Here is a 23742-nt window from a genome sequence, read left to right as displayed (position 1 = left end):
CAACGCCACGAGAAAAACCATCGATAAGCCCTTGAGCAAATATCCGTATCCGATCCCGAGCCGCGAAGAAATCCTCGGCGTGCTGCGCACGAGCGAAACACCGCTCGCGGCAAACGACATCGCCGAAGCGCTTTCGATCAAGCGCCAGGAGCGCGAAGGTTTCTTCAAGCGGCTCGCCGCGATGGAGCGCGACGGCCAGATCCGGCTCGATCCGCGCGGACATTACCAGCTTACCCATCCGTCGAATTTCGTCGCGGGCCGCGTGCAGGGCCATCGCGACGGCTACGGTTTTCTGATTCGCGACGACGGCCAGGACGACCTGTTCCTGCCCAACGGCGAGATGCAGAAGGTCATGCACAACGACCGCGTGCTCGCGCGCATCGTCGGCTACGACCGGCGCGGGCGGCCGGAAGGGCATATCGTCGAGGTCACCGACCGCGCCAACAAGCGCGTGATCGGCCGGCTGCTGAATGAAAACGGTGCGCTGATCGTCGCGCCCGAAGACAAGCGCATCGGCCACGACATCCTGATCACGCAGAACACCAAGAAGGCGAAGGTCGGCCAGGTGGTGGTGGTCGAGCTGACCGACTTCCCGAGCCGCCATTCGCAGCCGCTTGGCCGCGTGGTCGAGGTGCTCGGCGATATCGACGATCCGGGCATGGAAATCGAAATCGCGGTGCGCAAGTACGGCGTGCCGTACGAATTCAACCAGGCCGCGCTCGACGATGCCGCCAAGCTGCCCGACGAAGTGCGCGCGGTGGATCTGCGTCATCGCGTCGATCTGCGCGACGTGCCGCTCGTCACGATCGACGGCGAAGACGCACGCGATTTCGACGATGCGGTGTACTGCGAGCCGGTGAAGGTCGGCCGTGGCGACGGCTTCCGGCTGATCGTCGCGATTGCCGACGTGTCGCACTACGTGCTGCCGGGCAGCGGCCTCGACGTCGATGCGATCGAGCGCAGCACATCGGTGTATTTCCCGCGCCGTGTGATTCCGATGCTGCCGGAAAAGCTGTCGAACGGGCTGTGTTCGCTGAACCCGCAGGTCGACCGTTGCGTGCTGGTGTGCGACATGGTGATCACCGCGCGCGGCGAGATCAAGGCGTACCAGTTCTATCCGGGCGTGATGCATTCGGCGGCGCGCCTCACGTATACCGAAGTGGCGGCGGTGCTGACCAACACCAAAGGCCCGGAGGCTGCACGCCGTGCCGCGTTGTTGCCGGAACTGCAGAACCTGTACGGCGTGTACAAGTCGCTGTTCGCCGCGCGCCAGAAGCGCGGCGCGATCGATTTCGACACCACCGAGACCTACATCGTCTGCAATGCGCAGGGCAAGATCGAGCAGATCGTGCCGCGCCATCGCAACGAGGCGCACAAGCTGATCGAAGAATGCATGCTGGCCGCGAATGTCTGCGCGGCCGACTTCATGAAGCGCAACAAGCAGGCGGGCCTGTACCGCGTGCACGCCGGGCCGACCACCGAGCGGCTCGAAAATCTGCGCACCTTCCTGCGCGGCATGGGCCTGACGCTGACCGGCGGCGAGACGCCGCACGCGAGCGACTACGCGGCGCTGATGGCGCAGATCCGCGACCGGCCCGACGCGCAGATGCTACAGACGATGCTGCTGCGCTCGATGCAGCAGGCCGTCTACAGCCCGGAAAACATCGGCCACTTCGGTTTGGCCTACGAGGCGTACGCGCACTTCACCAGCCCGATTCGCCGCTACCCTGACTTGCTCACGCACCGCGCGATCTACGCGGTGCTGCAGGGCCGCAAGTATCAGCCGGAAGCGCCGCATGGCGTCGAACTGAACACGGCGCTGTCGCCGCGCGCCCGCGCGATGCAGGCCGAGGACGAAAAGCGCACCGGCCGCCGCCGCGACAACACCGCGATCTGGGAAGAGCTCGGTCTGCATTGCTCGGCCAACGAGCGCCGTGCCGACGAAGCTTCGCGCGACGTCGAAGCGTGGCTCAAGTGCTATTTCATGCGCGATAAGCTCGGCGAGGAATACGGCGGGATGGTGAGCGGCGTCACGTCGTTCGGCATTTTCGTGCAGCTCGATGCGCTGTTTATCGAGGGGCTGGTGCACGTCACCGAACTGGGCTCCGATTACTTCCAGTACGACGAGATCAAGAACGAACTGCGCGGCGAGCGCACGGGTATCCGCTACCGCTTGTCGGACCGGGTGCGGGTGCAGGTGAGCCGCGTCGACCTCGACGCGCGCAAGATCGATTTCCGTCTGGTGCGCGATACGCCGAAGGCGTCGTCGGCTGGCCGTGGCGCGCCGGCGTCGAGGATGGGCGCCGAGCGCAGCGACAGCGGTCCGCGCGTGCGCGCGCTGAGCAGCGCGCCGGAGGGCGGCGTGCATCGCAAGAAGGCCGCGCCGGCGCAAAGCGTCGCGGTGAAGGAAGCGCGTGCCGCGCGCGGCGCCGTGAAGAAACACGCCGCGAAGAAGGCCCAGACGCGCAAGAAGCGCTGACGCGGGTCCTGCCATTGCATTGCGCGCGGGCCGTGCCGGGCCGCGCGCGAGTCTGAACCGGCGGCGCGCCCGCTTACGCGCGGGCCGCGCTGCCGCACACGGTTTTCATTGTCGATCAGGCGCGCATCAGGCGCGCGATCAAAGGTTGCTTCAGTCATGTCACGTCTCAAGGTTCTTTACGGTTTTCATGCGGTGACCGCGCGTTTGCGGCACGACGCGTCGACGGTCGAGGACATCTACTACGATCAGAACCGGCGCGATCGCCGGATGACCGAGTTTCTGCACGTCGCGAAGGAGGCGGGTGTGCGTGTCATCGCCGCCGACGAGACGCGTTTGTGGGGGCTCGCGCATACCGAGCGGCACCAGGGGGTGGTTGCGCGCGCAACGGATATGCCGCTCGCGCAAAATCTGGCGGAACTGCTCGACGCGTTGAGCGGACCGGCGCTGTTGCTGGTGCTCGATGGCGTGACGGATCCGCATAATCTCGGCGCCTGCTTGCGGGTGGCCGATGCCGCCGGCGCGCATGCCGTGATCGCGCCGCGCGACCGCGCCGTGGGGCTCAACGCAACCGCGGCCAAGGTGGCGAGCGGCGCCGCGGATACGGTGCCGTACATCACGGTGACCAATCTGGCGCGTGCGCTGCGTGAATTGCAGGCGGCGGGCGTGTGGGTGGTCGGCACTGCGGGCGACGCACCGGTGGGCCTCTATCAGGCCAAACTCGATGGCCCGGTCGCGCTCGTGATGGGCGCGGAAGGCGAGGGCATGCGCCGCCTCACGCGCGACACCTGCGATGAGGTGATGCGGATTCCGATGGCGGGGAGTGTCGAGAGCCTGAACGTCTCGGTGGCGAGCGGGGTGTGTCTGTTCGAGGCGGTGCGGCAGCGGGCGGCGGTGGCGGCGGTGGGTAAATAAATACGCTCGAGAGAGGCGCGCGCGGTATGCGCGCCTGAGGCGCTTCACAGTGCGCCTTGGTTCGCCTTAGCACGCCTTATTGCACCTCGGAGCGCCTCGGCGCACCGATCCACCGTCGGCCAATCCAACCCATGAATCCAGCCAGGATCCGCGCACTGCGCGCCGCGCTGCTTTGCGCAAGCGCGGCGCTGCTCGCCGCCTGCACCAGCGCCACCATCGATCGCGGCACCTACTACGCCGACACGAGCCATCCCGCCCAATCCGCCGACTCCCGCATCCGCTTTCTGGTGATGCACTACACGGAGATCGGCGAAGCACAATCGCTGAACGTGCTGACCACCGAACCGGTCAGCGCGCACTACGTGGTGCCCGAGGCGCCGCGCGTCAAGAACGGCGAGCCGGTGGTCTGGCAGCTCGTGCCCGAATCGCAGCGCGCGTGGCACGCCGGCGTCAGTTCCTGGCAAGGCACCACCGAACTGAACGCGGCGTCGCTCGGCATCGAGAACGTCAACCGCGGCCCGATCGACACGCCGCAAGGGCGCACCTGGCAGCCGTATCCGCCGGCGCAGGTCGAAGCGCTGATCCGCCTCGCGAAAGACATCGTCACGCGCTACGGCATTGCGCCGACCCGCGTAGTGGGCCATAGCGATATCGCGCCGCAGCGCAAGACCGATCCGGGGCCGCTATTTCCGTGGAAGCAACTGTACGACGCCGGCATCGGCGCATGGCCGGATGCGTCCACCGTCAGCACCGATCTTGCCGGCCGCGCAGCGGATGCGCCTGCCGACGTGCGTGGCCTGCAACTGAAACTCGCGCGCTACGGCTATCAGGTGGCGACCGACGGCGTGCTCGACGACAAGACCCGCCGTGTGTTCGCCGCGTTCCAGATGCATTTCCGGCCGCGCGACTACGCGGGCAATCCGGATGCGGAAACCGACGCGATCGCGCAGGCGCTGCTCGACAAGTACGCGCCGGTGTTTCCCGGCAGCGTGCAGCCGGCGCAGTGACGCTGCGTCAAGCTTCACCGCCTGCATCGCGTTAGGCACGTTTGGCACGTTAGGCGCCGGCGACTCCGGTAAACTAGCGTTTTCCCCGCACGCCAGGCGTTTTTCTCCATGACTCAAGACGAACTCAAGCAACTGGTCGGTCAGGCCGCCGCCGACTATGTCAATGCCACTGCGCCCGAAGGCGCGGTGATCGGCGTCGGCACCGGCTCCACCGCGAACTGCTTCATCGATGCACTGGCCGCCAGCAAAGGCCGCTACCGTGGCGCCGTGTCGAGCTCGGTGGCGAGCACCGCGCGTTTGCAGGCGCACGGCTTCAAGGTATTCGACCTGAACGAGATCGACACGCTGCCGGTATATGTCGACGGCGCCGACGAGATCGATCACAGCGGCGCAATGGTGAAGGGCGGTGGCGGGGCGCTCACGCGCGAGAAGATCGTCGCGTCGGTTTCAGAAGTGTTTGTCTGCATCGTCGACGCCAGCAAACGCGTCGCCACGCTCGGCACATTCCCGTTACCGATCGAAGTCGTGCCGATGGCGCGCACTGCGATCGGCCGTCGCGTGACTGCACTAGGCGGTGTGCCGGTGGTGCGCGTCAAGCAGGACGGTGCACCGTTCATCACCGACAACGGCAACGAAATCATCGACGTCAAAGGTCTGCAGATAGATGATCCGCTCGCCTTCGAAGCGCTCGTCAACGCGTGGCCGGGCGTCGTGACCGTCGGGCTGTTCGCTGCGCGCGGTGCGAACCTGTGTCTGCTTGGCGCGGATACCGGTGTCGAACGGATCGATTACCCGCCGCGCTAAAACCCAACGCTTCAAACCTCAACGCCGTGTGTAGCGGGCTCGCTGCACACGGCGTTTGTATTTGTGCGCCTCGTCCCGGCGCAATCTGAAGCTCGTCGGACTTCACAGATCACCGTCGGCGACCGTCCTTACTGCCGTCCTGCCGAAATTTACGACAAGACTGTCATGAATCCTCGATCTGGGAGAACGCTATGTCATACGCATTGAACCGTTGCGACGAAGCCGCCGGGAGGTGCAAGCCATGAGTGACGAAGCACTTGACCCGCTGGTGCAGCAACTTGCCGAAAAGCGCCTGGGGCGCGCGCTTTCGCCGCAAGAACAACAGGTGCTGCTGGAGGGGCTACGGCACAACGCCGCGGGCCAGCCGGCATCGGCTGCAGGCAAGTTGCAAGCCCAGCGTCCGGCGAGACCGGCAGCGTCGCCGCCGCTGAAAACCCGTCAGGAAGCACGCGAGCAAATGAAGCATTTTCTGCAGCTCAATCAACAAAAGGCCTACGAGAAGATGCGCGGCATCCTGCAGTCGATCGAAGCCCAGAACGAAGCGACGCTGCAGGTGCTCGAGTCGGAACAACGGAAAGTTGCCGGCATGCTCGACGAGCGCGAGATGCCGGAAGACTCGCCCGCGTCGTCGGACCAGCCCGCTGCAGCGGATCCGCAAGACAGTAACCGTGAGGCGCTGATGCTGATCGGCAACCACCTGACCGAACTCATCAGGCAGGAAGTGGAAAAGTGCTTCCAGCAGCATCTCGATCCGCTCGCCGAACAGGTTCGGCAGATCCACGCATCGATGCAGGCGTTGTGTCTTCTTCCCGATGCACCGCCCGCGCCTGCGCCAACGCAAGCGCCAGCCGAGCCGGCATCGTTGGCGCCGCTCGATGTCGTGTCGGACAGTGTTCACGCGCCTGCCGCTCAAGCGTCCTTGGAGTAGCACGTGGGCTTTGCAGGCGACAAGAAAGTCGGTCGGCTCCCGGCGTGCGTCTTCCTGACTTTTAACCGCAATCAAGGAGTAGAAGATGTCTCATTGCAAAGTCTGTCAAGTCAATCCGGCGATCACCGATGCAGTCACGCAAGCCAACGTCAAGGTCGTGGCGGAAGCCCCGGCCATGGCGATGGGCTCGCTCTACCAGGCGCAAAGCCATTCGCTCAGCATCCTGTTCGAGAACGCGGTCCAGCAACAGTCGCAGGCCGCGATCCAGTCGCAAACCTCCACCAACGTGGGCACGATGCAGCTCTACACGATCGGGCCGGAAAGCGCCGGCGCGGCCGCCACCGAAATCGGTTCGAACGGTGTTCTGTCGGTGCTGGCCGACGTGATCGCGATCGCGAAGGTGATGAGCCCCGCCTGAAGGTAAGCGACGCCGGGGCGACGCGGCGGACTCGGTGATGCGAGCCGCCGCTCGCGCGGCATCGCTCTGATCCTTTGATCCACATCCACGCTGGGCGAGGCCGATGCGTCGGCGCTCAGCAAACCAGGAGAAGCGAACATGGCTGAATCGAACTTGGAAGCAGCGAAGGGGCTCGACGACGGCGATGATGACGATTGCAATTGCGAGTGTCGGACCTGTGAAGTCAATCCCGCGATTACCGACGCGGTCACGCAGACCAACGTCAAGGTGGTAGCCGAAGCACCGGCGATGGCGATGGGCACGCTGTATCAGGCCCAAAGCCATTCGCTCGGCATTCTGTTCGAGAACGCTGTGCAGCAGCAGTCGCAAGCTGCCGTTCAGCTGCAAACCTCGACGAATGTCGGCACGATGCAGCTCTACACGCTCGGGCCGGAGAGCGCGGGTGCGGCGGCCACGTCAATCGGCGCAAACGGCGTGCTATCGGTACTGGCCGACGTGATCGCGATTGCCGGTAGCGTCAGGGCCCGCGCCTGACACGCTGTCACACGCGCAGATCGAACGGCGGCCCGCCGACGCGGGCCGCCGTTTCTGCGGTGCCACGCAGCCATCCGCACAACGGCCGCAGGCAGCTCAACGCGAGTTGGGCCGCAGGTCGGATCGGCCCCTCGACACACACGCTGCGCCGACATGAATACGCAGCCGCCAGATGCACAGGAGAAACGCCATGCCAGATCACGTCGCACCGGCCATCACGGACGCGCTCACGCAGACCAACCTCAAGGTAACCGGCGAGGCCCCGGCCGTCGCGTTGGGCACGCTGTTCCAGTCGAACACCCACGCAACGGCCATTTTGCTGCACAACGCCGTGCAAATGCAGGCGAACCAGGCGGCTGCCAACCAGGCGTCGACTACCGTCGGCATCCTGCAGCTCTATGCAAGCACGCCGAGTGCCGTCGCGGCTGCGGCCGCGGCTCAAGCGGCGAACAACAACTTCGCGTCGCAACTCGGCGCGATCGCGCAGATCATGAATGCGATCGGCAACTGGCGCGGCGGCTAGGGCGGCACGCCCAGACGCCTGAGATCGTCGCCGGCCTTTTGCTGAAGACGCGCCTGGGTTTCTTCACAGCGTCCTTAAGACAACGTTTTCCGTCGGGTGGTTATCTTTCCTACAACTGCGCACGGAAAACATGTCTGTTCCTGCTAGCACTCAAGCGCCATGCAATGTACCGATACTGGAGGCTTTGCCGAAGAGCCTCGTTTCGCATATCGAGCAGCACCTCGCTCCCTGGCCTGAGCGAGGCAACCGCCTATTGTTTTTCAAAGGAGACCCTGAAGACTTTGTGGCGTTCGTTCATCGCGGTCGCGTCTATAAGGCGCTGCACGAACCCGGCGGGCGCGAAATCATTCTTGGCCACTCGCTACCGGGAGAACTCATCGGCGAGAGCGCGCTGCTGCGCGCGCACCGGCGAACCTTTACCGCGCAACTCAGCCCCGATTGCCGGATTTCGCTACTGCATCGCCAGTATTTCGCGCCGCTTCTGGCCGATGCGGAGTTCATGCTGCGCATCAACGAACAGTTGTGCCGCCACCTGCAGCAATTGAGCGACTTCGTCGAATCGGCGTGTCTATATCGTCTCGAAGCACGGCTTGCGCGCCATCTGCTGGACCGGATGCAAGGCGGCGATCACGAGGTGTCGTTACCCGAGAATCAAAGCATTCTCGCGGCCATGCTCAATGTCAGCCGGCCACGCCTTAACAACACGTTGCAGAAGCTGCAGCGCGAAGGTCTGATCCATCTTCACAGGAGAGGACTGACGGTGAAACGGCCCGATCGGCTCCGCTACATCATCAACAGCAACTAAAGCGTCCAGGCTGAAATGACTTATGTCTATGAACCTGGCATAAGCCGGCCGCGAGCGCGTCGCGATTGAGCTCGCGTCAAGCCGGCTTAGCGATGCTTGCTGGGTCGCGCATAGCGGCTCGACGATTCATGCCGCTTATTTCAGACCGTCCGATGACGTTAAAGCGGACCACGTGCCTTCTCTGTTACGTGCGTGACTGCGTTCTTCATACGAATGAACCGATCCTGTGTTTTCCACGGCAAGGAAAACACAAGATGAAACCGGCGAGACACACCGACACCTGCACAGACTCCTCATTGACGCAGCAACTCGATCGCACCTGGCGGGAAATGCAGGGCAAACTGCGGCGCCGCGCGCGCCTGCTGTGTAAAGGCGATATTCATCGCGCTGACGAACTGCTGTCGGACGCCGCGCTGAAAGTTCACATTTATCTGCAGCGCTCGCCCGAGCGCGTGCAGAACCTGGCCGGGTTTCTGTTCCTCGCGCTGAACCATGCGTTTCTCGACTACGCCCGGCGTAGAAGCCGCGAGAACAGCGTGCTCGAATTCAACGCCGATTGGGATGAAGACCATACGCTCGAACTGGCGGGCTACACGCCATCGGTGGAGCAACAGCTGTTGCTCAGGCAGCAGGTGTTGAACCTCGCGCAAACGTTGTCGCGGCTCACGCCGCAGCAGCAGATGCTGTTCACGCTGAAGTTCGAAGAGGACCGGCCGTACCTGCATATCGCGGCGACGCTCGGCATCAATGAACCGCTTGCCAGAAAGCGCGTGGAACTGTTGCGCAAGAAGTTGCGTGCGGAACTTGCGTGAGCGTCTTCACAAACCCGCCACCACAACGTCCGTAATGGCAGACGCGGTCTTGCCGGTTATCCGGCCTGCCGTTCCTGTTCATCCGATGCTGCACACCCGAGATCCGAGGAGGCCTCGTGGCAGATCAAGTCAACCAACAGGTGACCGATGCGCTGACGCAGACCAACGTCAACGTGGTCGCCGGCTCGCCGGCCCAGGCGCTGGGCATGCTCTATCAGATGTTCAGCCAGGCCGTGGGCATATCGGCGCAGAACATGACGCAGCAGCAGGCGGCGCTGAACCAGATTTCCAACGCAGTGGTTTCGAAGGCGGTGGCGATGATCCTGGCGGTCGAGCCGTCGGCCAAAGGCGCGACAGGCTCGCCGCCTGCAACTGGCGGCGCACCGGCCCAGCACCCCGATACGTAATGACGCCCTGACTCCTTGAGGCATACGACTCATGAACATCGAAAGCAATCGCAGCGACGACCGCGATGACGTGACGACCGATCCGGCGCTGCCCGAAAGCCGCGCACCCGACGCGTCGGTTCCGGTCGCAGCCGGGCAACGCGCGGACCGGCCCGCGGCACGCGGGCGTACGTGGCCGGTCAGCCGCTTGAGGAAATTCACCGACTTGCTGAAGCCGCCCAATGCGGTTGGCGCGCCGGACCGGCTCAACCGCCAGACGATGCAGTCTGTGCAGGCGATCAACGCCGAGACCGCGTCGTACGCGACGACCCAGATCGCAGTCGGCCCCGACATGATGATTGCCCAGGCGGGCGGCCTCGTCGCGCAGGCGGCGGCAAACTACTTCGAAGCATCGACCTCGCTCGCCATCGCGGGCAAGAGCGTGCTGTTGAAGGATCTCGCGCAGAAGACGATCGATGAGAACACCACTGGAATGGCCATGGATGCCGTGGGGCTGCTGCTCACCGACCTGTTCGTCGCGACCGCGGCGATGGTGGCGGGAGCGGCCGAAGCGATCGAAGGAGAAGCGGCGGGTATCGCGCTCGACAAGATCGACGAAAGCCTGCAGAAGTATCAGGCGCTGCTGGACAAGAAGGGGACTTGATCCGCATTGACGTGCATTGAAACGCGCGTTGACGCGCGCACCGTCGCCACCGGAACACACCTCGCACGGCCCGGCGTCGCTTACAGGCATGCCAGGCGCCACCGCAAAGGGCGCAGTCAGCGCGACTGCGCCCTTTGTCTTTTTCGCGCGCGACCATCGAGCCCGCATGCGGCTCGCCGCGCGTTCGCGATCGATACGTGGGATGCCGAACAGATGCGTGTTTTACGCGCACGAATAATGCTCCCGCGTGATGCAGCTAGCGCGTGCGAATCGCCGTTGCTTGCATCGCCGGATCTGCCATGTCATCGCCATCGACGCGTTCAGTCGAATCGTTTCCCCGCTGCAAACGCTACCGTCCTGCCGGTTTCTGAAATGGAAACGTGCGCTACCGCACGCCCCAGGCTTTCGTTGTTGCAAGCCTGAATGTGCGCTTGCCCACAGTGCGCCCGGGTACGTTGAAGACCGCACACAACGGCATGGATAGCGATGGCGTGCGGCGCAGATGCTGCTGTATAAAAGAACCGCCGATGTGATCGGATGTTTAGCGATACGGCAAGCAAGCCTCGTTGCTGCACTTCGATCTGAAACGAACCGGACGCAGTTCCGGATGGCAATACATCTGAGGTATCGATGTGCGACCAGCGTTCAATCTGTTTCGGATACCAAATAATCCGAACGACGTCGGCACCATGGCTTTCAGCGCTCTTATTCGAGTCGAGATCAACTCGAGCGGCCACTTGGGGAAATCAAAATGACGTACGCCGGGACAGAACATACGGGGGCGGCTAGCCATGCCGCAGGCGACGCGCCATGCGCGAAGCACCGGGTGGGCATCGTATTGTCGAAAGGCTTTTCGTTGCTGGGCGCGGGCATGGTTGCCGAAGTATTCCAGCTTGCCAATCAGATCGTAAAGGACGGGCGGGGCGAAAACATCGGCTATCAGGTGTCGCTGCTGTCGCTGCAAGGCGGCGCGGTGACATGTTCGGCAGCGGTTCAGGTGTGGACCGACGAACTCGATCCTTGCGCGCACAACGTGTTCGATGCGCTCTTTATCGCGACCGGCAGTACAGCCGTCGATGCATCGCCTGTCGGCCGCCCGGTGGAGCGCACCACCGGTACCAGGAGCACGGCAGACAGGCCGCACGATCAACTGGTTCACGACGCATCCGCTGCGTCTCACACCGCGGCCACCGGCGCGACGTCGGCGGCGTCCGTGTTCGATTTGCCCGCGGCGCAAGCCGACGACCGCTTCGAAGCGATGAAAAGCGCGCTGACGCTGGTGGTTCGCGACCACGGCCTCGATGCCGCGCGCGACATCGCCGAGCGTTTGATGCCGGGCGTGAGTCCGAAGCTGATGCCGCTCCTGGGTAGCGTCGGCAGCACGGTGGGCGAGAAAGTACGGCGCTCGGCGCAATGGCTGCGCGAAAACTGCGACCGGCCGATCTCGGTGACGGATGCCGCCCAGGAAGCCGCGATGAGCGAGCGCAATTTCCTGCGCCGCTTCAAGCTCGAGATGGGCAGCACCCCTTCCGAATACCTGCTGCAGGCGCGTCTCGACATGACCTGCCGGCTGCTGGCCGGCACCGAATTGCCGGTCGACAAGATCGCGCGGCGCAGCGGCATGGGCAACGGCGATCACCTCGCGAAGATCTTCCGCAAACGCTGGTCGATTTCGCCGACCGAATACCGGCTGCGCAATCGCCGCGAGCGTGCGGCGCGCACCGAATACGCGGTGCCGGCCGCATCTGAAGCGGAGGCACGCGACTTCGCGTTCTGAGTGTGCGGCATTGCTCGGACCAGATGGATGGCTAAGCGTGCTGGCGCACCGTCACACGATATTGCAAAAGGAAAACTGAAAGCTAACCGGACGCATGCAGGCGGTTCATTGTCCGATCGACGAAACGTCCAAACAGTTAGGAATGGGAAATGTTAGACAGCCAATCGACTGAAGTAATAGACCGCACGCTTGATGACCGCTCGCGTGCCTGTCTGGCGGGCGAAGTGCCGGCCGAACAAGGGCTGGCGCTTGCGCCGGTCGTGCTGGCGGGCGGCTCGGGCACGCGGCTGTGGCCGATGTCGCGCGCGAACAGCCCGAAGCAGTTGCTCGGCATCGTCGGCACGGAGTCGCTGCTGCAAACCACCGTGGCGCGCATGGTGAACTTCCCGGGCGAGCGCAAGGTGCTGGCCGCGCCGATCATCATGTGCGGCGAGGAGCACGGTTTCGTCGCGGTCGAGCAACTGCTGCAGAACGGCGTCAACGCACGGCTGGTGGTTGAGCCGGCCCGGCGCGACACCGCGCCTGCGCTGACGCTTGCCGCAGTGGTCGCGTCCGCGCAAGGCCAGGACGTGATTCTCGTCGCGATGCCGGCCGATCACGCGATCGCCGACGTCGGCGCCTTCCAGCGCGCGATTCTGGCCGCGGCCTGCCACGCGGAAAGCGGCGCGATCGTCACGCTCGGCGTGCCGCCGACGCGCCCTGACACCGGCTTTGGATATATCCGCTTCGGCGCTGCGCTGCAGGACGGCGCGCGCCGCATCGAATGCTTTGTCGAGAAGCCGGCTGCCGAACTGGCTGCGCAGTACGTGGCGGCCGGCAATTACTGGTGGAACAGCGGCATTTTCGTTGTGCGCGCATCGATCTGGCTGGAAGCCGTGAAACGTCTGCAGCCCGCGATGCACGACGCATGCGTGGCGTCCTTCGAGAACAGCAAGACCGACGGCGCGTTCCTGCGCCCGGGCGCCGCGCAATTCGCGCAAAGCCCGGCCGATTCGATCGATTACGCGGTGATGGAGCACCTCGGCACCGAGGCCTTGCCGTGTCACGGCGTGGTGGTGCCGCTCGAGGCTGGCTGGTCGGATCTCGGTTCGTGGGACGCGGTATGGGACGCGCACGACAAGGATGCCGACGGCAACGTCGCACGCGGCCGCGTGATGTTCGAAGGCGCGACCGCGACTTATGCGCATTCGGAAGGGCGCCTCGTCGCATGTGTGGGCACCACCAACGTGGTGGTGGTCGAAACCGCCGATGCGGTGCTGGTTGCCGACCGCTCGCGCGTGCAGGACATCAAGGGGCTGGTCGCGCGCATCAAGGCCGAACGTGCGCCGGAAGCGGACCAGCACCGCAAGGTGCGGCGCCCATGGGGCTTTTTCGATTCGATCGACCGCGGCGAGCGCTTCCAGGTGAAACGCATCGTCGTGCAGCCGGGCGCGCGTCTGTCGCTGCAGCTGCATCACCACCGCGCCGAACACTGGATCGTGGTGCGCGGCACCGCGCGCGTGACGCGTGGCGAAGAGCAGTTCCTGCTCGGCGAAAACGAATCGACCTATATCCCGCTCGGTGTGCGCCACCGCCTCGAAAACCCCGGCAAGTTGCCGCTCGAAGTGATCGAGGTGCAGTCAGGTTCGTATCTGGGCGAGGACGACATCGTCCGTTTCGACGATGTCTACGGCCGGGGATGACGTTTTGAGCAAACGCCCGACAGCGCTTGCGTGCCAGCCGCGACGACCCTGATGCGATGCCGCGTGCGCGCGGCTCGCCGGTCGCCGCGCGGGCGAGCGTTGGGTGTCGATTTGAGGGGAGCGTGACGCACTGTGCGCCACGCGCGGCGATGGCAACGGTGTGGGGTGACGAAATGTCTGGACTATTTCATAGAGCGCTCGATGTCGCGCTGATCGTGCTGGGCGCATTCGGCGCATTGCAGCTGAATGTGGGGAGCGCGGGAACGCATTACGAACTGGACGCGCTGCTGGTCGCATTCGTCGCCGCGCTTGCGCTATCGGTATTTCCGGCTTGCGGCACCTATCCGTCGAAGACGCAGGGCGCCCGCTCGCTGCTCAGTTCCGCCACCCGCACCACGATCGCATGGCTGATCGTGCAACTGTGCGGCCTTGCGCTGCTGTATCTGATCCAGCGCACCAGTGTGCTGTCGGTGCCGTGGTTCATGTACTGGACGCTGACGAGCGGCATCTTGCTGCTGGTTGCCCATTCGCTGACGGTGGTCGCGTTCAACGTCGCGGGCCAGTTGCGGCACCGCGTTGCGGCGGCTAGCGAAGCGCGCGCGCAACGCGTGCATGGAACCACCGGCCAGGGCGTGGCGAGCCTCGCGATCAAGCGCGGCTTTGACTTCGTGGTCGGCCTGGCGCTGGTCGTGCTGCTTTCGCCGGTGCTCGGTGTGTTGATGCTGCTCGTCAAGCGCGACGGCGGACCCGCTGTATTCGGGCATGTACGTGTCGGTTTGAACGGCCGGCGCTTTCGCTGCCTGAAATTCCGCTCGATGGTCACCAATGCGGACCAGGTGCTCAAACAGCTGCTTGAAACCGATCCGCAGGCACGCGCCGAATGGCAGCGCGAATTCAAGCTGAAGGACGATCCGCGCGTGACGCGGGTCGGCCGCTTTCTGCGCCGCACGAGCCTCGACGAGTTGCCGCAGCTGTGGAACGTGGTACGCGGCGATATGAGCCTGGTCGGCCCGCGTCCGATCATCGATCAGGAGCTCGAACGCTATGGCACCGACGTCGATTATTACCTGATGGCCAAGCCGGGCATGACGGGGTTGTGGCAGGTCAGCGGGCGCAGCAACACCGACTACGCAACGCGCGTATCGCTCGATGTGGCGTACGTGAAGAACTGGTCGCTATCGCGCGACATCACGATTCTGTTCAAGACATTCAAGGTGGTGGTGTACGGCAGCGGCGCGTATTGACGCGTGAACGGGCTTGAGCCTTTGGCTTGAGACGGCGGCTTTGGAACCTCGGCCTGGGACCTTCAAAACCTCCCAGGCCACGCTTGAAGCCAAACGCCGCGCGCATTCAGCAGGCGGCGCGCGGCATCAACGGGTCCACGGCGAAGGCGGTGCGACCGCAGGCGTGATCGGCGAACTGTAAAGCTGGCCGTTGCCGCGCACCGAGCTGCCGTCCCAGCCGCCATACGCATACGGATTCGGCATCGACGTCGCGTCGGTTTGCCGGGCAGGACGGTAACGGAAGCTTTGCATCGAAGGACGCGGTGCGCGGACCGGCGCACTGGCTGTCTGGCGGTTGGTGTTTTGCACGACGTCGGCGGCATTGGCGCCGACCGGATTTGCGCGGTTAGCAGCGCCATTCGCAGGTGTCGTGCTCGAGTATGCAGGACGCACGCCAGTGGCCGACATGCGGGTCGCACCGGTGTAAGTGGGATGAATGTGGGTTACCGCACCCGTAGACGCGCTTCTGATTGGCGCCGCGCCGGTTTGTCGTGCAGTCTCAGTAGTGGTGAGGGGTTGTCGGGGGGGTACCAGTTGAGCTGCTACGTGAAGTGAGAAAGCAGCCAGCGGTATCACGGTAAGAGTACGAAATAGTTCTTTGCTCATGGTGTTGCCTTTAACGGTTATGTGAGCGGGACTGCCAACAGATTGGGTAGAACCATGTTACACACCAAGTCCGGTTTTGCAAGCAAAGCCAAGGCTGTTAAGTGCGGCTTATCGCTTGAGTCCACAACCCTTGACGCAGACGCTGCGCACGGCCGGCACGGGGCCCTCGCACGCGCGCTGCGACGACATGCACCGCTTGCCGCGGTCGTCGCGATCGCGGCGCTGCTGTCCGGCTGCGCGATGTCGCCAGGCATGAGCTACAGCAGCCGTGTCAGCGGCACCGGCACGATCCAGTCGGATCCGTACGGTACGTCGGGTACCGCACGGACCAACGGCAAAGATGCGCCGCCGCCCAACACGCTGGTCGAAATCAACAGCGACCTGATTGCGAAAGAAACCGCGGCGCGTCCGAAAGGCATCCCGCAAGGCGTGACCAAACTGTTCGCAAAGCCCGCACCGTACGTGCTGGGCCCAGGCGACGTGCTGTCGATCGTGATCTGGGACCACCCCGAACTGAATCTGCCTGAAGCGATGGCCGCCGGCGGACAGGACGCCACCGGTTCGAACTCGGTGGTGTCGGGCTACACCGTCGACAACGCCGGCATGGTCCAGTACGCGTATATCGGCCCGGTCAAGGTGGCGGGGCTGACCGAAATGGACGCCCGCGATCTGCTTTCGAAACGGCTCAGCAAGTACCTGCGCAATCCGCAGGTCACGCTGCGGATTGCCGCGTATCGCAGCAAGCGCGTCTATATCGACGGCGAAGTGCGCAACCCGGGTTTGCAGATGTTGAACGACATGCCGATGACGCTGCCCGAAGCGATCAACCGCGCTGGCGGCTTCACGACCAACGGCGACCGCTCGCAGGTGGCGATCACGCGGCACGACGATACGGTGGTGGTGAACCTTCCGGACCTGATCGCGAAGGGCAGCAACCCGAACAACATCGTGCTGCGCGACGGCGACATGGTGCGGGTGTTCTCGTCGAACGACAGCAAGGTGTCGGTGGTCGGCGAAGTCGAGCGGCCGGGCAGCTTCGTGTTCAACAACGGCCGCATGAGCCTGAGCCAGGCGCTCGGCGAAGCGGGCGGCATCAACCAGGGCTCGGGCGATGCGTCGCAGATCTTCGTGGTGCGCAAACGCGAAACGGGCGAGCCGACCGTGTTCCATCTGGATGCGTCGACGCCCACCGCGATGGCGACCGCCGACGGCTTCGAGCTGAAGCCAAGCGATGTGGTGTTCGTCGACGCGTCCGCACTGGTGCGCTGGAGCCGCGTGATCGGCCTGATCCTGCCGAGCACGCAGGCGGCCTCGACGACGCGGGCACTGGGCTACTGATGATGAAACGCAACCTTGATCGACGCAGCGACAACGCATGCGCCAAGCCGGTTTCCGGCACGCTTCGATCCCACGCATACCGATGTGGAGTACGCACATGACACAGCGCGACCTGCAACTTGAAACGCTCGACGCCGATTCGCCGCAAGGCTCGCACGTCGGCAGCTTCCTCGATCTGCTGTACCAGAACCGCGGCATGATCGCCGCGATCACGTCGTGCTGCGCGCTGGTTGGCGTGTCGTACGCGATGCTCGCCGAGCCGGTCTACCAGTCGGATCTCCTCGTTCAGGTGGAAGAGAACCAGAGCTCGGCGCGCAACATGCTGAGCGACGTGTCGTCGATGTTTGCGGTGCATACCGCGGCGTCGGCAGAGATCGAGGTGCTGCGCTCGCGGATGGTGATCTCGCGCGCGGTGGATCGCACCAACCTCTACGTCAATGCCGAGCCGCGCTATTTCCCGGTGGTCGGCAAGTGGATCGCCGGGCATCTGTCGGGGCTGCTGCATTCGGGCCTCGGCGGCTATGCGTGGGGCGACGAGAGGATCAACGTGCCGACCTTCGAAGTGCCCGGCACGATGTACGGTGCGCCGTTTCGCCTGAAGCTCGGCGAGGGCGGCAACTACACGCTGTCGAGCAAGGAGCTGAAGCTCGAAGGCCGGGTCGGCGAGATGCTGCGTGCCGACACGCCGGCGGGCCCAGTCGAGCTGATGGTTACGCAGGCAACCGGTGCGCCGGGGGCCAGCTTCGATCTGACGCGCCATTCGCGGCTGACGACGATCCAGGTGCTGCAAAAGGCGCTGCTGATCACCGAAAAAGGCAAGCAGTCGGACGTGATCGGCGTCGCGCTGGAAGGCAGCGACCCGCGCCGCACCACCGAGGTGCTCAACGCGATCGGTTCCGAGTACGTGAAGCAGAACGTCGAGCGTACCGAGGAAGAGGCCGAGAAGTCGATCAAGTTCCTCGAGCGTCAGCTACCGGAACTGAAGAGCCAGCTCGAAGCCGCGGAAAGCAAGTTCAACACGTTCCGTTCCGATCATGGCACGGTCGACCTGAACGCCGAAGCGACTGCGCTGCTGCAGCGCTCGGTCGAAGCGCAAGGGCGTATCGCCGACCTAAAGCAGCAGCGTGACCAGCTACTTGCGCGCTTTACGTCGGAACACCCGGCGGTGGTGGCAATCGACTCGCAACTCGCCTCGGCTGGCGAAGAACTCGAGCATATCGCCGCGACCACCAAAGGCCTGCCGCCACTCGAGCAGAACCTGTTGCGTCTGCAACGAGATGTGCAGGTCAACACCGACCTCTACACGAATCTGCTGAATACGCAGGAACAGCTGCGCCTGCTGAAAGCCGGCAAGGTCGGCAACGTGCGGCTGGTCGACAGCGCGATCGTGCCGGAAAGCCCGATCCGGCCGAAGCGCGCGTTTGCGGTGGCGGGAGCCTTGCTGACTGGCCTGTTCCTCAGCATCGCGACGGTACTGGTCAAGCGCAAGCTGATCGATGGCGTGGGCGGCGCAGAAGAGATCGAATACGGCACCGGCCTGATGGTGTACGCACAGGTGCCGCGCAGCAAGACCCAGGAACAGATCACGCGCAGCCTGCCGACCAACACCGGCACCAACCTCGTACTGGCCCGCACGTCGGCCGGCGACGCGGCGGTGGAAAGCCTGCGCAGCTTCCGCAGCGCGCTCGAATTCGCACTGCTCGATGCGCCGAACAAGATCGTGTTGCTGGCGGGGCCGACCCCAGTGGTCGGCAAGTCGTTCGTGTCGGTGAACCTAGCGACGCTGATCGGTTCGTCGGGCCAGCGCGTGCTGCTGATCGATGCCGACCTGCGGCGCGGTTCGCTGCACCACTACCTCGGTGCGACCTGCACGCCGGGCGTCACCGAAATGGTGGTGGGCGGCCTGAGCTTCGAGCAGGTGGTGCGGCGCGAGATCCTGCCGGGCGTGGATTTCGTCGCAAGCGGCGGCTTTGTGCCGAATCCGAGCGAAATCCTGATGCACAACAAGTTCCTCGAATTCACGCAGCGCGTCGAGCAGGAATACGACGTGGTGCTGATCGACGCGCCGCCGATCCTGCCGGTGGCCGACTCGGGCATCGTCGCGAAGCTGGCGGGCAACGTGTTCGTGATCGCGCGCCAGGGGGTGACGAACCTCGCGGAACTGCGCGAGTCGGCGCGGCGCTTTGCGCAGATCGGCGTTCCGATTCGCGGCGTGATCTTCAACGACATGACGGCACGGCCAAGCCGTTACGGCAAGGAATACGGCGCCTACGGCTATACCAGCTACGGTAGCGATTCGCCTGAACCGGCAAAGGAATGACGTGATGAAGGACATGACGATCATCATCTGTAGCTACAACTACGAGCGCTTCATTCGCGACACGATCGATTCGGCGCTGTGCCAGGAACCGGCGCGCACCCAGGTGATCGTGATCGACGACGGTTCGTCGGACGGCTCGCGCGCGATCATCGAAAGCTACGGCGACCGTTTGACCGCGGTGTTCAAGGAGAACGAGGGGCAGGCGTCCGCGTACAACCAGGGCCTCGCGCTGGCGGATACCGAGTACCTGATCTACCTCGATTCGGACGACGTGCTGTACGACGGCGCCGTCAAGCAGGTGCTCGACGCGTTCGAACGCGGCGGCTATGCAAAGGTGCAGTTCACCCTCGACGTGATCGCGCAGGACGGCTCGCATACCGGTGCCCACGTGCCGAACTCGCAACCGCCGGTGGACTGCCGCAAGCTGCTGAAAAGCGGCTGGCTGTATCCGTCGCCGCCGGCATCGGGCAACGCATACCGCGTCAGCGCGCTAAGAAAGATTCTGCCGATTCCACTGGGCAGCGGCCGGCGTATCGCGGCGGATTTCTACGCGATCTACGGCGTCGCGATGGTCGGCGCGATCCATTCGATCGACAAGCCGCTCGGCGGCTATCGCGTGCACCGCTCGTTTGTCGCCGACGAACACGGCGGCGCGCCGAAGATCGGTCTGTCGATCGCGAACTGCCAGGACATCAACGAAGTGGTCAGCGCCTTTCCGCAACGCTGGAACGCGTTGCGTGAGCTGGTCGCGCAGCGCCTCGGCGAAGCGCTGCCGCCGCAGGGCGTCGATTTCTCGTACGAGAAGGCGCGCTTGTGCGCCGAGGTCTACGAAGCGCCGCTTGGAAAACGCTGGCACTGGTTCGCCTTCGAATCGCGGCACTACTTTCGCTCGGTGTTCGGCAATCCGTTCTGGGGCACCGGCAAGAAGCTCGGCGCGTTTGCGCTGACGGCCTTGTGTCTGGTGCCGTCGCGGCGCCTGTCGGACCACGTGGTGCGTTACATCGCGAATCCGCTCGCGAGGCAGGCGCATCCCGGGCGTTAGCGGTTCATCGGGTACGGGGAATCCACATGAAAAAAACAGCAGAACGCGGCCTTGTGATCAACGGCCGCTTTCTCGGACGTCAGGCGACCGGTGTCGACCGTTTTGCGTTCGAGACGGTTCGCGCGATCGACGAACTGATCAAGACCAACGATCCGATCGTCGCGAATCTGAATGCGCAGATCGTCGTGCCGCAGGCGCTGGGCGGATTGCCGAATCCGTTTGCGCATATCGGGCTGCGCGCAGTCGGCAGCGGTCACGGTATGCGCTGGGAACAGCTGAGCCTGCCGCGCGCCGCGCACGGCTCGCTGTTGCTCAATCTATGCAATACCGGGCCGCTGTTCGTGCGCGAGCAGGTCACCGTGCTGCACGATGCGGCGCCGGTGCGCATGCCGGACAGCTATAGCCGCGCCTTCACCGCGTGGTACCGCGTGATGGCGCCGCGCATGGGCCAGATCGCGCGGCGCGTGCTGACGGTCTCCGAATTTTCGCGCCGCGAACTGTGCGATGCGTACGGCATTGCGCCGGGCAAGATCGGCGTGGTGCCGGAAAGCGGCGAGCACATGTTGCGTGTGCGCGAGGCCGGCGTGCTGTCATACGGCGCCACCGCGCCCAGGCCCTACGTGCTGGCAGTCGGCAGCATGAACCGCCACAAAAACTTCCAGCTAGTGTGCGATGCCGCACGCCTGCTTGGCGATGCAGCGTTCGATATCGTCGTGGTCGGCGGTGGTGATGCGCGGGTGTACGGCAACGCACAGGAAGCGCTGCCCGCTTTCGTTAAACATCTGGGGTATGTCGCGGACGAAGATCTGAACGCGCTGTATCGGCATGCGGCCTGTTTCGTGTACCCGTCCCGCTATGAAGGCTTCGGGCTGCCGCCGGTCGAAGCGTTGGCGCTGGGGTGCCCGGTGATCGCGTCGCGGCTGCCGGCGGTGCAGGAAGCGTGCGGCGATGCAGTGCTGTACGTGTCGCCGGACGAGCCGCGCGAACTGGCCGCACTGCTTGAACGGATCACCACGGATACCGCGCTGCGCGCGTCGCTGCGCGCCAAAGGCCGTGCCAGAACCGCGCAGCTCACGTGGCGTGCGACGGCCATCAAGCTACTCGAAGAGATTTCGCCATGGCTGACCTAGCGCAATGCGAAGTACCCGATGACGACCACGCGAACGATGTATCGCCGCGGTACGGGCGCGTCGCGATCGTCAACGACTGGCTCGTCACTTACGCGGGCTCCGAGCGCGTGCTCGAACAGATCATCGCGATGTTCCCGGACGCGGACCTGTTCAGCCTCGTCGATTTCTTTCCGGACGAGCATCGCGACAAGCTGCTCGGCAAGCACGCGCAGACTTCGTTTATCCAGCGTCTGCCGCGTGCGAAGACGAAATACCGCACGTATCTGCCGCTGATGCCGCTGGCGATCGAACAGTTCGATCTGTCCGGCTACGACCTCGTGATTTCGTCGAGCCATGCGGTGGCGAAGGGAATTCTGACCGGACCGAACCAGGTGCACGTCAGCTATGTGCACTCGCCGATCCGCTACGCGTGGGACATGCAGCACGAATATCTGAACGAAGCGGGCATGAACCACGGCCCGAAAAGCTGGCTCGCACGCAGCGTGCTGCATTACATGCGGATCTGGGATCAGCGGACCGTGCACGGCGTCGATGCATTTGTGGCGAACTCGGCCTTTATCGGCCGGCGCATGCGCAAGACGTACGGCTGCGACGCAACGATTGTTTATCCGCCGGTGGACGTCGAGCGTTTCGCGCTCGGCACGCAGCGCGAAGACTTCTATCTGACCGCGTCGCGGATGGTGCCGTACAAGCGCGTGCCGCTGCTGGTCGAGGCGTTTTCGCAGATGCCGGACAAGCGCCTCGTGGTGATCGGCGATGGCCCGGACTTCGACAAGGCTAAGGCGGTAGCCGGCCCGAACGTGACGCTGCTCGGCTATCAGCCTGCCGACGTGCTGATCGACCATATGCAGCGCGCGCGCGGCTTCCTGTATGCCGCGGAAGAAGACTTCGGCATTTCGGTGGTCGAAGCGCAGGCGTGCGGCGCGCCGGTGATTGCGTACGGCCGCGGCGGTGTGCTCGAAACGGTGATCGAATCGCCCGACCCGATGCGTCGCACCGGCGTGTTCTATCGCGAGCAGAGCGTCGCTGCGATCGTGGCCGCGCTGACGCGTTTCGAAACGCTTGGGCCGTTTCATCCGGAAGTCTGTCATCGCAACGCGATCCGCTTTGCGCCGGAGCGCTTTCGCAACGAATTCAGACGCGTGGTCGACGATGCGTGCCGCGATGCGGTGATTCGCGCGCCGCTCTTTCCCGATGGCGCTGAGACGGGCATAGCCCGGGTCCGCCAACGTCCTGTGCTGATGGCCGAGGAATGATATGAAAAAGTACGTGATCATCGCGACCAAAGGGCGCGCAGTCGAAACTGCCACGCTGTTCGATTTCCTGTACCAGCAGGAGGCCCGTCCGGATGCGATCTACGTGGTCGGCGCAGAAAGCGCGGATCTGCCGCAGGTCGCGGGCCACCCGCTGCATGCGCATACACGCATCAAGCTGATGCTGTCGAAAGCGCCGGGCCTGACCGTGCAGCGCAATGTCGGCGTCGCGCAACTGCTGCGCGACCTCGACGACGAAAACATGCGCGAGCCGTGGTTTGCCGCGTTCTTCGACGACGATTTCCGGCCGCATCGCGCGTGGCTGGCGAAATGCGCGGCGCTGTTCAGCGAAGCGCCCGGCGTGATCGGCATGACCGGCCAGGTGCTGGCGGACGGCGTGCGCAACAAGGGCATCTCGGAAGCGGACGCGCTGAAGTATCTGCGCGGCGAATCCGCGCGGCAGCAGCACTGGGCGTCCGGCGACGAGCGCCGGCTGCTGAACTCCGCCTACGGCTGCAACATGGCCTTCGTCGAGCGCGTGATCCGCGCCTGCAAGTTCGACGAGGCGCTGCCGCTGTACGGCTGGCAGGAGGATCAGGACTATACGTCGCAGGCGCTCAAGCTCGGGCTCGGCGAGTTCCTGTACGAACCGGCGTGCATCGGCGTGCACCTGGGCGTGAAGGGCGGTCGCATCTCCGGTGTGCGCTTCGGCTACTCGCAGATCGCCAACCCGATCTTCCTGATGAAGAAAAACACCATGGAGCGCAGGAAGGCCTACAAGTTCATCACGCGACATCTGCTGTCGAACGTGTATCACAGCCTGCGGCGCGATCCGGTTTTCGATTATCGCGGAAGGCTCAAAGGCAATGTGCTCGCGTTCGTCGATTTCGTGCGCGGCAGCAGCCATCCGCAACGCATCCTCGATATCGGTATCGCAGCACGCGGCCGGCGCTGAAGGTTGCGCCGGCAACCAGTATCACGAAGCACGCAGTACGTAGCAGGTTCGATTACACGAAAGGCCGCCGGGGGGCGCAGCATC

Annotated in this window: 22 protein-coding genes; 21 read left to right on the top strand and 1 reads right to left on the bottom strand. The window is 64.3% G+C overall.

Going from position 1 to position 23742, the window contains the following annotated elements:
• Positions 1 to 31 precede the first annotated feature (31 nt).
• The 15 genes from rnr (at position 32) to ACYVNQ_RS07540 (ending at position 14975) form a co-directional block, all read left to right on the top strand.
• The gene (gene rnr, locus ACYVNQ_RS07610) at positions 32 to 2479 is read left to right on the top strand and encodes a ribonuclease R (protein ID WP_460901876.1); all 2448 of its coding nucleotides are present in this window, start codon (positions 32 to 34) and stop codon (positions 2477 to 2479) included.
• Between the two features lie 156 nt (positions 2480 to 2635).
• A complete protein-coding gene (rlmB, locus tag ACYVNQ_RS07605; protein ID WP_460901875.1) occupies positions 2636 to 3391 on the top strand; it encodes a 23S rRNA (guanosine(2251)-2'-O)-methyltransferase RlmB in 756 nt (251 codons plus the stop codon).
• A 131-nt stretch (positions 3392 to 3522) separates the two neighbouring features.
• Positions 3523 to 4398 (top strand): N-acetylmuramoyl-L-alanine amidase, encoded by an 876-nt coding sequence (locus ACYVNQ_RS07600; RefSeq protein WP_460901874.1) that lies wholly within the window; start codon positions 3523 to 3525, stop codon positions 4396 to 4398.
• 108 nt (positions 4399 to 4506) lie between these two features.
• Entirely contained in the window at positions 4507 to 5202 is a 696-nt protein-coding gene (rpiA, locus tag ACYVNQ_RS07595) for a ribose-5-phosphate isomerase RpiA (protein ID WP_460901873.1), read from the top strand.
• A gap of 241 nt (positions 5203 to 5443) precedes the next feature.
• Positions 5444 to 6130: a hypothetical protein gene (locus tag ACYVNQ_RS07590; protein WP_460901872.1), complete on the top strand. Its 687-nt coding sequence runs from the start codon at positions 5444 to 5446 to the stop codon at positions 6128 to 6130.
• Positions 6131 to 6215: 85 nt separating this feature from the next.
• A complete protein-coding gene (locus ACYVNQ_RS07585) occupies positions 6216 to 6548 on the top strand; it encodes a RebB family R body protein (protein ID WP_460901871.1) in 333 nt (110 codons plus the stop codon).
• Between the two features lie 138 nt (positions 6549 to 6686).
• Complete coding sequence (locus ACYVNQ_RS07580) at positions 6687 to 7082, top strand: RebB family R body protein (RefSeq protein WP_460901870.1); 396 nt, start codon at positions 6687 to 6689, stop codon at positions 7080 to 7082.
• Positions 7083 to 7272: 190 nt separating this feature from the next.
• Positions 7273 to 7605, top strand: coding sequence for a RebB family R body protein (locus tag ACYVNQ_RS07575; protein WP_460901869.1), 333 nt, complete (start codon positions 7273 to 7275; stop codon positions 7603 to 7605).
• A 283-nt stretch (positions 7606 to 7888) separates the two neighbouring features.
• The gene (locus tag ACYVNQ_RS07570) at positions 7889 to 8410 is read left to right on the top strand and encodes a Crp/Fnr family transcriptional regulator (protein WP_460901868.1); all 522 of its coding nucleotides are present in this window, start codon (positions 7889 to 7891) and stop codon (positions 8408 to 8410) included.
• Between the two features lie 254 nt (positions 8411 to 8664).
• Positions 8665 to 9222, top strand: a complete 558-nt coding sequence (locus ACYVNQ_RS07565) for an RNA polymerase sigma factor (protein ID WP_460901867.1) — start codon at positions 8665 to 8667, stop codon at positions 9220 to 9222.
• A 116-nt stretch (positions 9223 to 9338) separates the two neighbouring features.
• The gene (locus tag ACYVNQ_RS07560; RefSeq protein ID WP_460901866.1) at positions 9339 to 9629 is read left to right on the top strand and encodes a RebB family R body protein; all 291 of its coding nucleotides are present in this window, start codon (positions 9339 to 9341) and stop codon (positions 9627 to 9629) included.
• Between the two features lie 31 nt (positions 9630 to 9660).
• Positions 9661 to 10272, top strand: coding sequence for a hypothetical protein (locus ACYVNQ_RS07555; protein WP_460901865.1), 612 nt, complete (start codon positions 9661 to 9663; stop codon positions 10270 to 10272).
• 751 nt (positions 10273 to 11023) lie between these two features.
• The gene (locus ACYVNQ_RS07550; RefSeq protein WP_460901864.1) at positions 11024 to 12049 is read left to right on the top strand and encodes a helix-turn-helix domain-containing protein; all 1026 of its coding nucleotides are present in this window, start codon (positions 11024 to 11026) and stop codon (positions 12047 to 12049) included.
• Between the two features lie 149 nt (positions 12050 to 12198).
• A complete protein-coding gene (locus tag ACYVNQ_RS07545; RefSeq protein ID WP_460901863.1) occupies positions 12199 to 13731 on the top strand; it encodes a mannose-1-phosphate guanylyltransferase/mannose-6-phosphate isomerase in 1533 nt (510 codons plus the stop codon).
• Positions 13732 to 13904: 173 nt separating this feature from the next.
• A complete protein-coding gene (locus tag ACYVNQ_RS07540) occupies positions 13905 to 14975 on the top strand; it encodes a sugar transferase (RefSeq protein WP_460901862.1) in 1071 nt (356 codons plus the stop codon).
• Between the two features lie 126 nt (positions 14976 to 15101).
• Here ACYVNQ_RS07540 and ACYVNQ_RS07535 read toward each other — a convergent pair whose 3' ends face one another.
• On the bottom strand, positions 15102 to 15422 hold the full coding sequence (locus ACYVNQ_RS07535) for a hypothetical protein (RefSeq protein ID WP_460901861.1): 321 nt from the start codon (positions 15420 to 15422) through the stop codon (positions 15102 to 15104).
• 375 nt (positions 15423 to 15797) lie between these two features.
• On the opposite strand from ACYVNQ_RS07535, the gene ACYVNQ_RS07530 reads away from it, so the two are divergent.
• From ACYVNQ_RS07530 to ACYVNQ_RS07505, 6 genes are all read left to right on the top strand, one after another.
• Complete coding sequence (locus tag ACYVNQ_RS07530) at positions 15798 to 16958, top strand: polysaccharide biosynthesis/export family protein (protein WP_460901992.1); 1161 nt, start codon at positions 15798 to 15800, stop codon at positions 16956 to 16958.
• A 97-nt stretch (positions 16959 to 17055) separates the two neighbouring features.
• On the top strand, positions 17056 to 19278 hold the full coding sequence (locus ACYVNQ_RS07525; RefSeq protein WP_460901860.1) for a polysaccharide biosynthesis tyrosine autokinase: 2223 nt from the start codon (positions 17056 to 17058) through the stop codon (positions 19276 to 19278).
• Between the two features lie 4 nt (positions 19279 to 19282).
• Positions 19283 to 20320: a glycosyltransferase family 2 protein gene (locus ACYVNQ_RS07520; RefSeq protein WP_460901859.1), complete on the top strand. Its 1038-nt coding sequence runs from the start codon at positions 19283 to 19285 to the stop codon at positions 20318 to 20320.
• Positions 20321 to 20346: 26 nt separating this feature from the next.
• Complete coding sequence (locus ACYVNQ_RS07515; protein ID WP_460901858.1) at positions 20347 to 21450, top strand: glycosyltransferase family 4 protein; 1104 nt, start codon at positions 20347 to 20349, stop codon at positions 21448 to 21450.
• Positions 21438 to 22706, top strand: coding sequence for a glycosyltransferase family 4 protein (locus tag ACYVNQ_RS07510; RefSeq protein WP_460901857.1), 1269 nt, complete (start codon positions 21438 to 21440; stop codon positions 22704 to 22706). The genes ACYVNQ_RS07515 and ACYVNQ_RS07510 overlap by 13 nt, the downstream gene beginning before the upstream one ends.
• Position 22707: 1 nt before the next feature.
• On the top strand, positions 22708 to 23658 hold the full coding sequence (locus ACYVNQ_RS07505) for a glycosyltransferase family 2 protein (RefSeq protein WP_460901856.1): 951 nt from the start codon (positions 22708 to 22710) through the stop codon (positions 23656 to 23658).
• The last annotated feature ends 84 nt before the right edge of the window (positions 23659 to 23742 follow it).

This window comes from Paraburkholderia jirisanensis, from assembly GCF_054782355.1.
Note: the sequence above shows the minus strand (reverse complement) of the source record. Positions and strands in the feature narration are given on the sequence as shown.

Bases quoted from the DNA above. Each gene is read 5' to 3' on its own strand.
- rlmB (WP_460901875.1), top strand. From the start codon at position 2,636: ATGTCACGTCTCAAGGTTCTTTACGGTTTTCATGCGGTGACCGCGCGT.
- ACYVNQ_RS07600 (WP_460901874.1), top strand. From the start codon at position 3,523: ATGAATCCAGCCAGGATCCGCGCACTGCGCGCCGCGCTGCTTTGCGCA.
- rpiA (WP_460901873.1), top strand. From the start codon at position 4,507: ATGACTCAAGACGAACTCAAGCAACTGGTCGGTCAGGCCGCCGCCGAC.
- ACYVNQ_RS07590 (WP_460901872.1), top strand. From the start codon at position 5,444: ATGAGTGACGAAGCACTTGACCCGCTGGTGCAGCAACTTGCCGAAAAG.
- ACYVNQ_RS07585 (WP_460901871.1), top strand. From the start codon at position 6,216: ATGTCTCATTGCAAAGTCTGTCAAGTCAATCCGGCGATCACCGATGCA.
- ACYVNQ_RS07580 (WP_460901870.1), top strand. From the start codon at position 6,687: ATGGCTGAATCGAACTTGGAAGCAGCGAAGGGGCTCGACGACGGCGAT.
- ACYVNQ_RS07575 (WP_460901869.1), top strand. From the start codon at position 7,273: ATGCCAGATCACGTCGCACCGGCCATCACGGACGCGCTCACGCAGACC.
- ACYVNQ_RS07565 (WP_460901867.1), top strand. From the start codon at position 8,665: ATGAAACCGGCGAGACACACCGACACCTGCACAGACTCCTCATTGACG.
- ACYVNQ_RS07555 (WP_460901865.1), top strand. From the start codon at position 9,661: ATGAACATCGAAAGCAATCGCAGCGACGACCGCGATGACGTGACGACC.
- ACYVNQ_RS07550 (WP_460901864.1), top strand. From the start codon at position 11,024: ATGACGTACGCCGGGACAGAACATACGGGGGCGGCTAGCCATGCCGCA.
- ACYVNQ_RS07545 (WP_460901863.1), top strand. From the start codon at position 12,199: ATGTTAGACAGCCAATCGACTGAAGTAATAGACCGCACGCTTGATGAC.
- ACYVNQ_RS07540 (WP_460901862.1), top strand. From the start codon at position 13,905: ATGTCTGGACTATTTCATAGAGCGCTCGATGTCGCGCTGATCGTGCTG.
- ACYVNQ_RS07535 (WP_460901861.1), bottom strand. From the start codon at position 15,422: ATGTCGGCCACTGGCGTGCGTCCTGCATACTCGAGCACGACACCTGCG.
- ACYVNQ_RS07525 (WP_460901860.1), top strand. From the start codon at position 17,056: ATGACACAGCGCGACCTGCAACTTGAAACGCTCGACGCCGATTCGCCG.
- ACYVNQ_RS07520 (WP_460901859.1), top strand. From the start codon at position 19,283: ATGAAGGACATGACGATCATCATCTGTAGCTACAACTACGAGCGCTTC.
- ACYVNQ_RS07515 (WP_460901858.1), top strand. From the start codon at position 20,347: ATGAAAAAAACAGCAGAACGCGGCCTTGTGATCAACGGCCGCTTTCTC.
- ACYVNQ_RS07510 (WP_460901857.1), top strand. From the start codon at position 21,438: ATGGCTGACCTAGCGCAATGCGAAGTACCCGATGACGACCACGCGAAC.
- ACYVNQ_RS07505 (WP_460901856.1), top strand. From the start codon at position 22,708: ATGAAAAAGTACGTGATCATCGCGACCAAAGGGCGCGCAGTCGAAACT.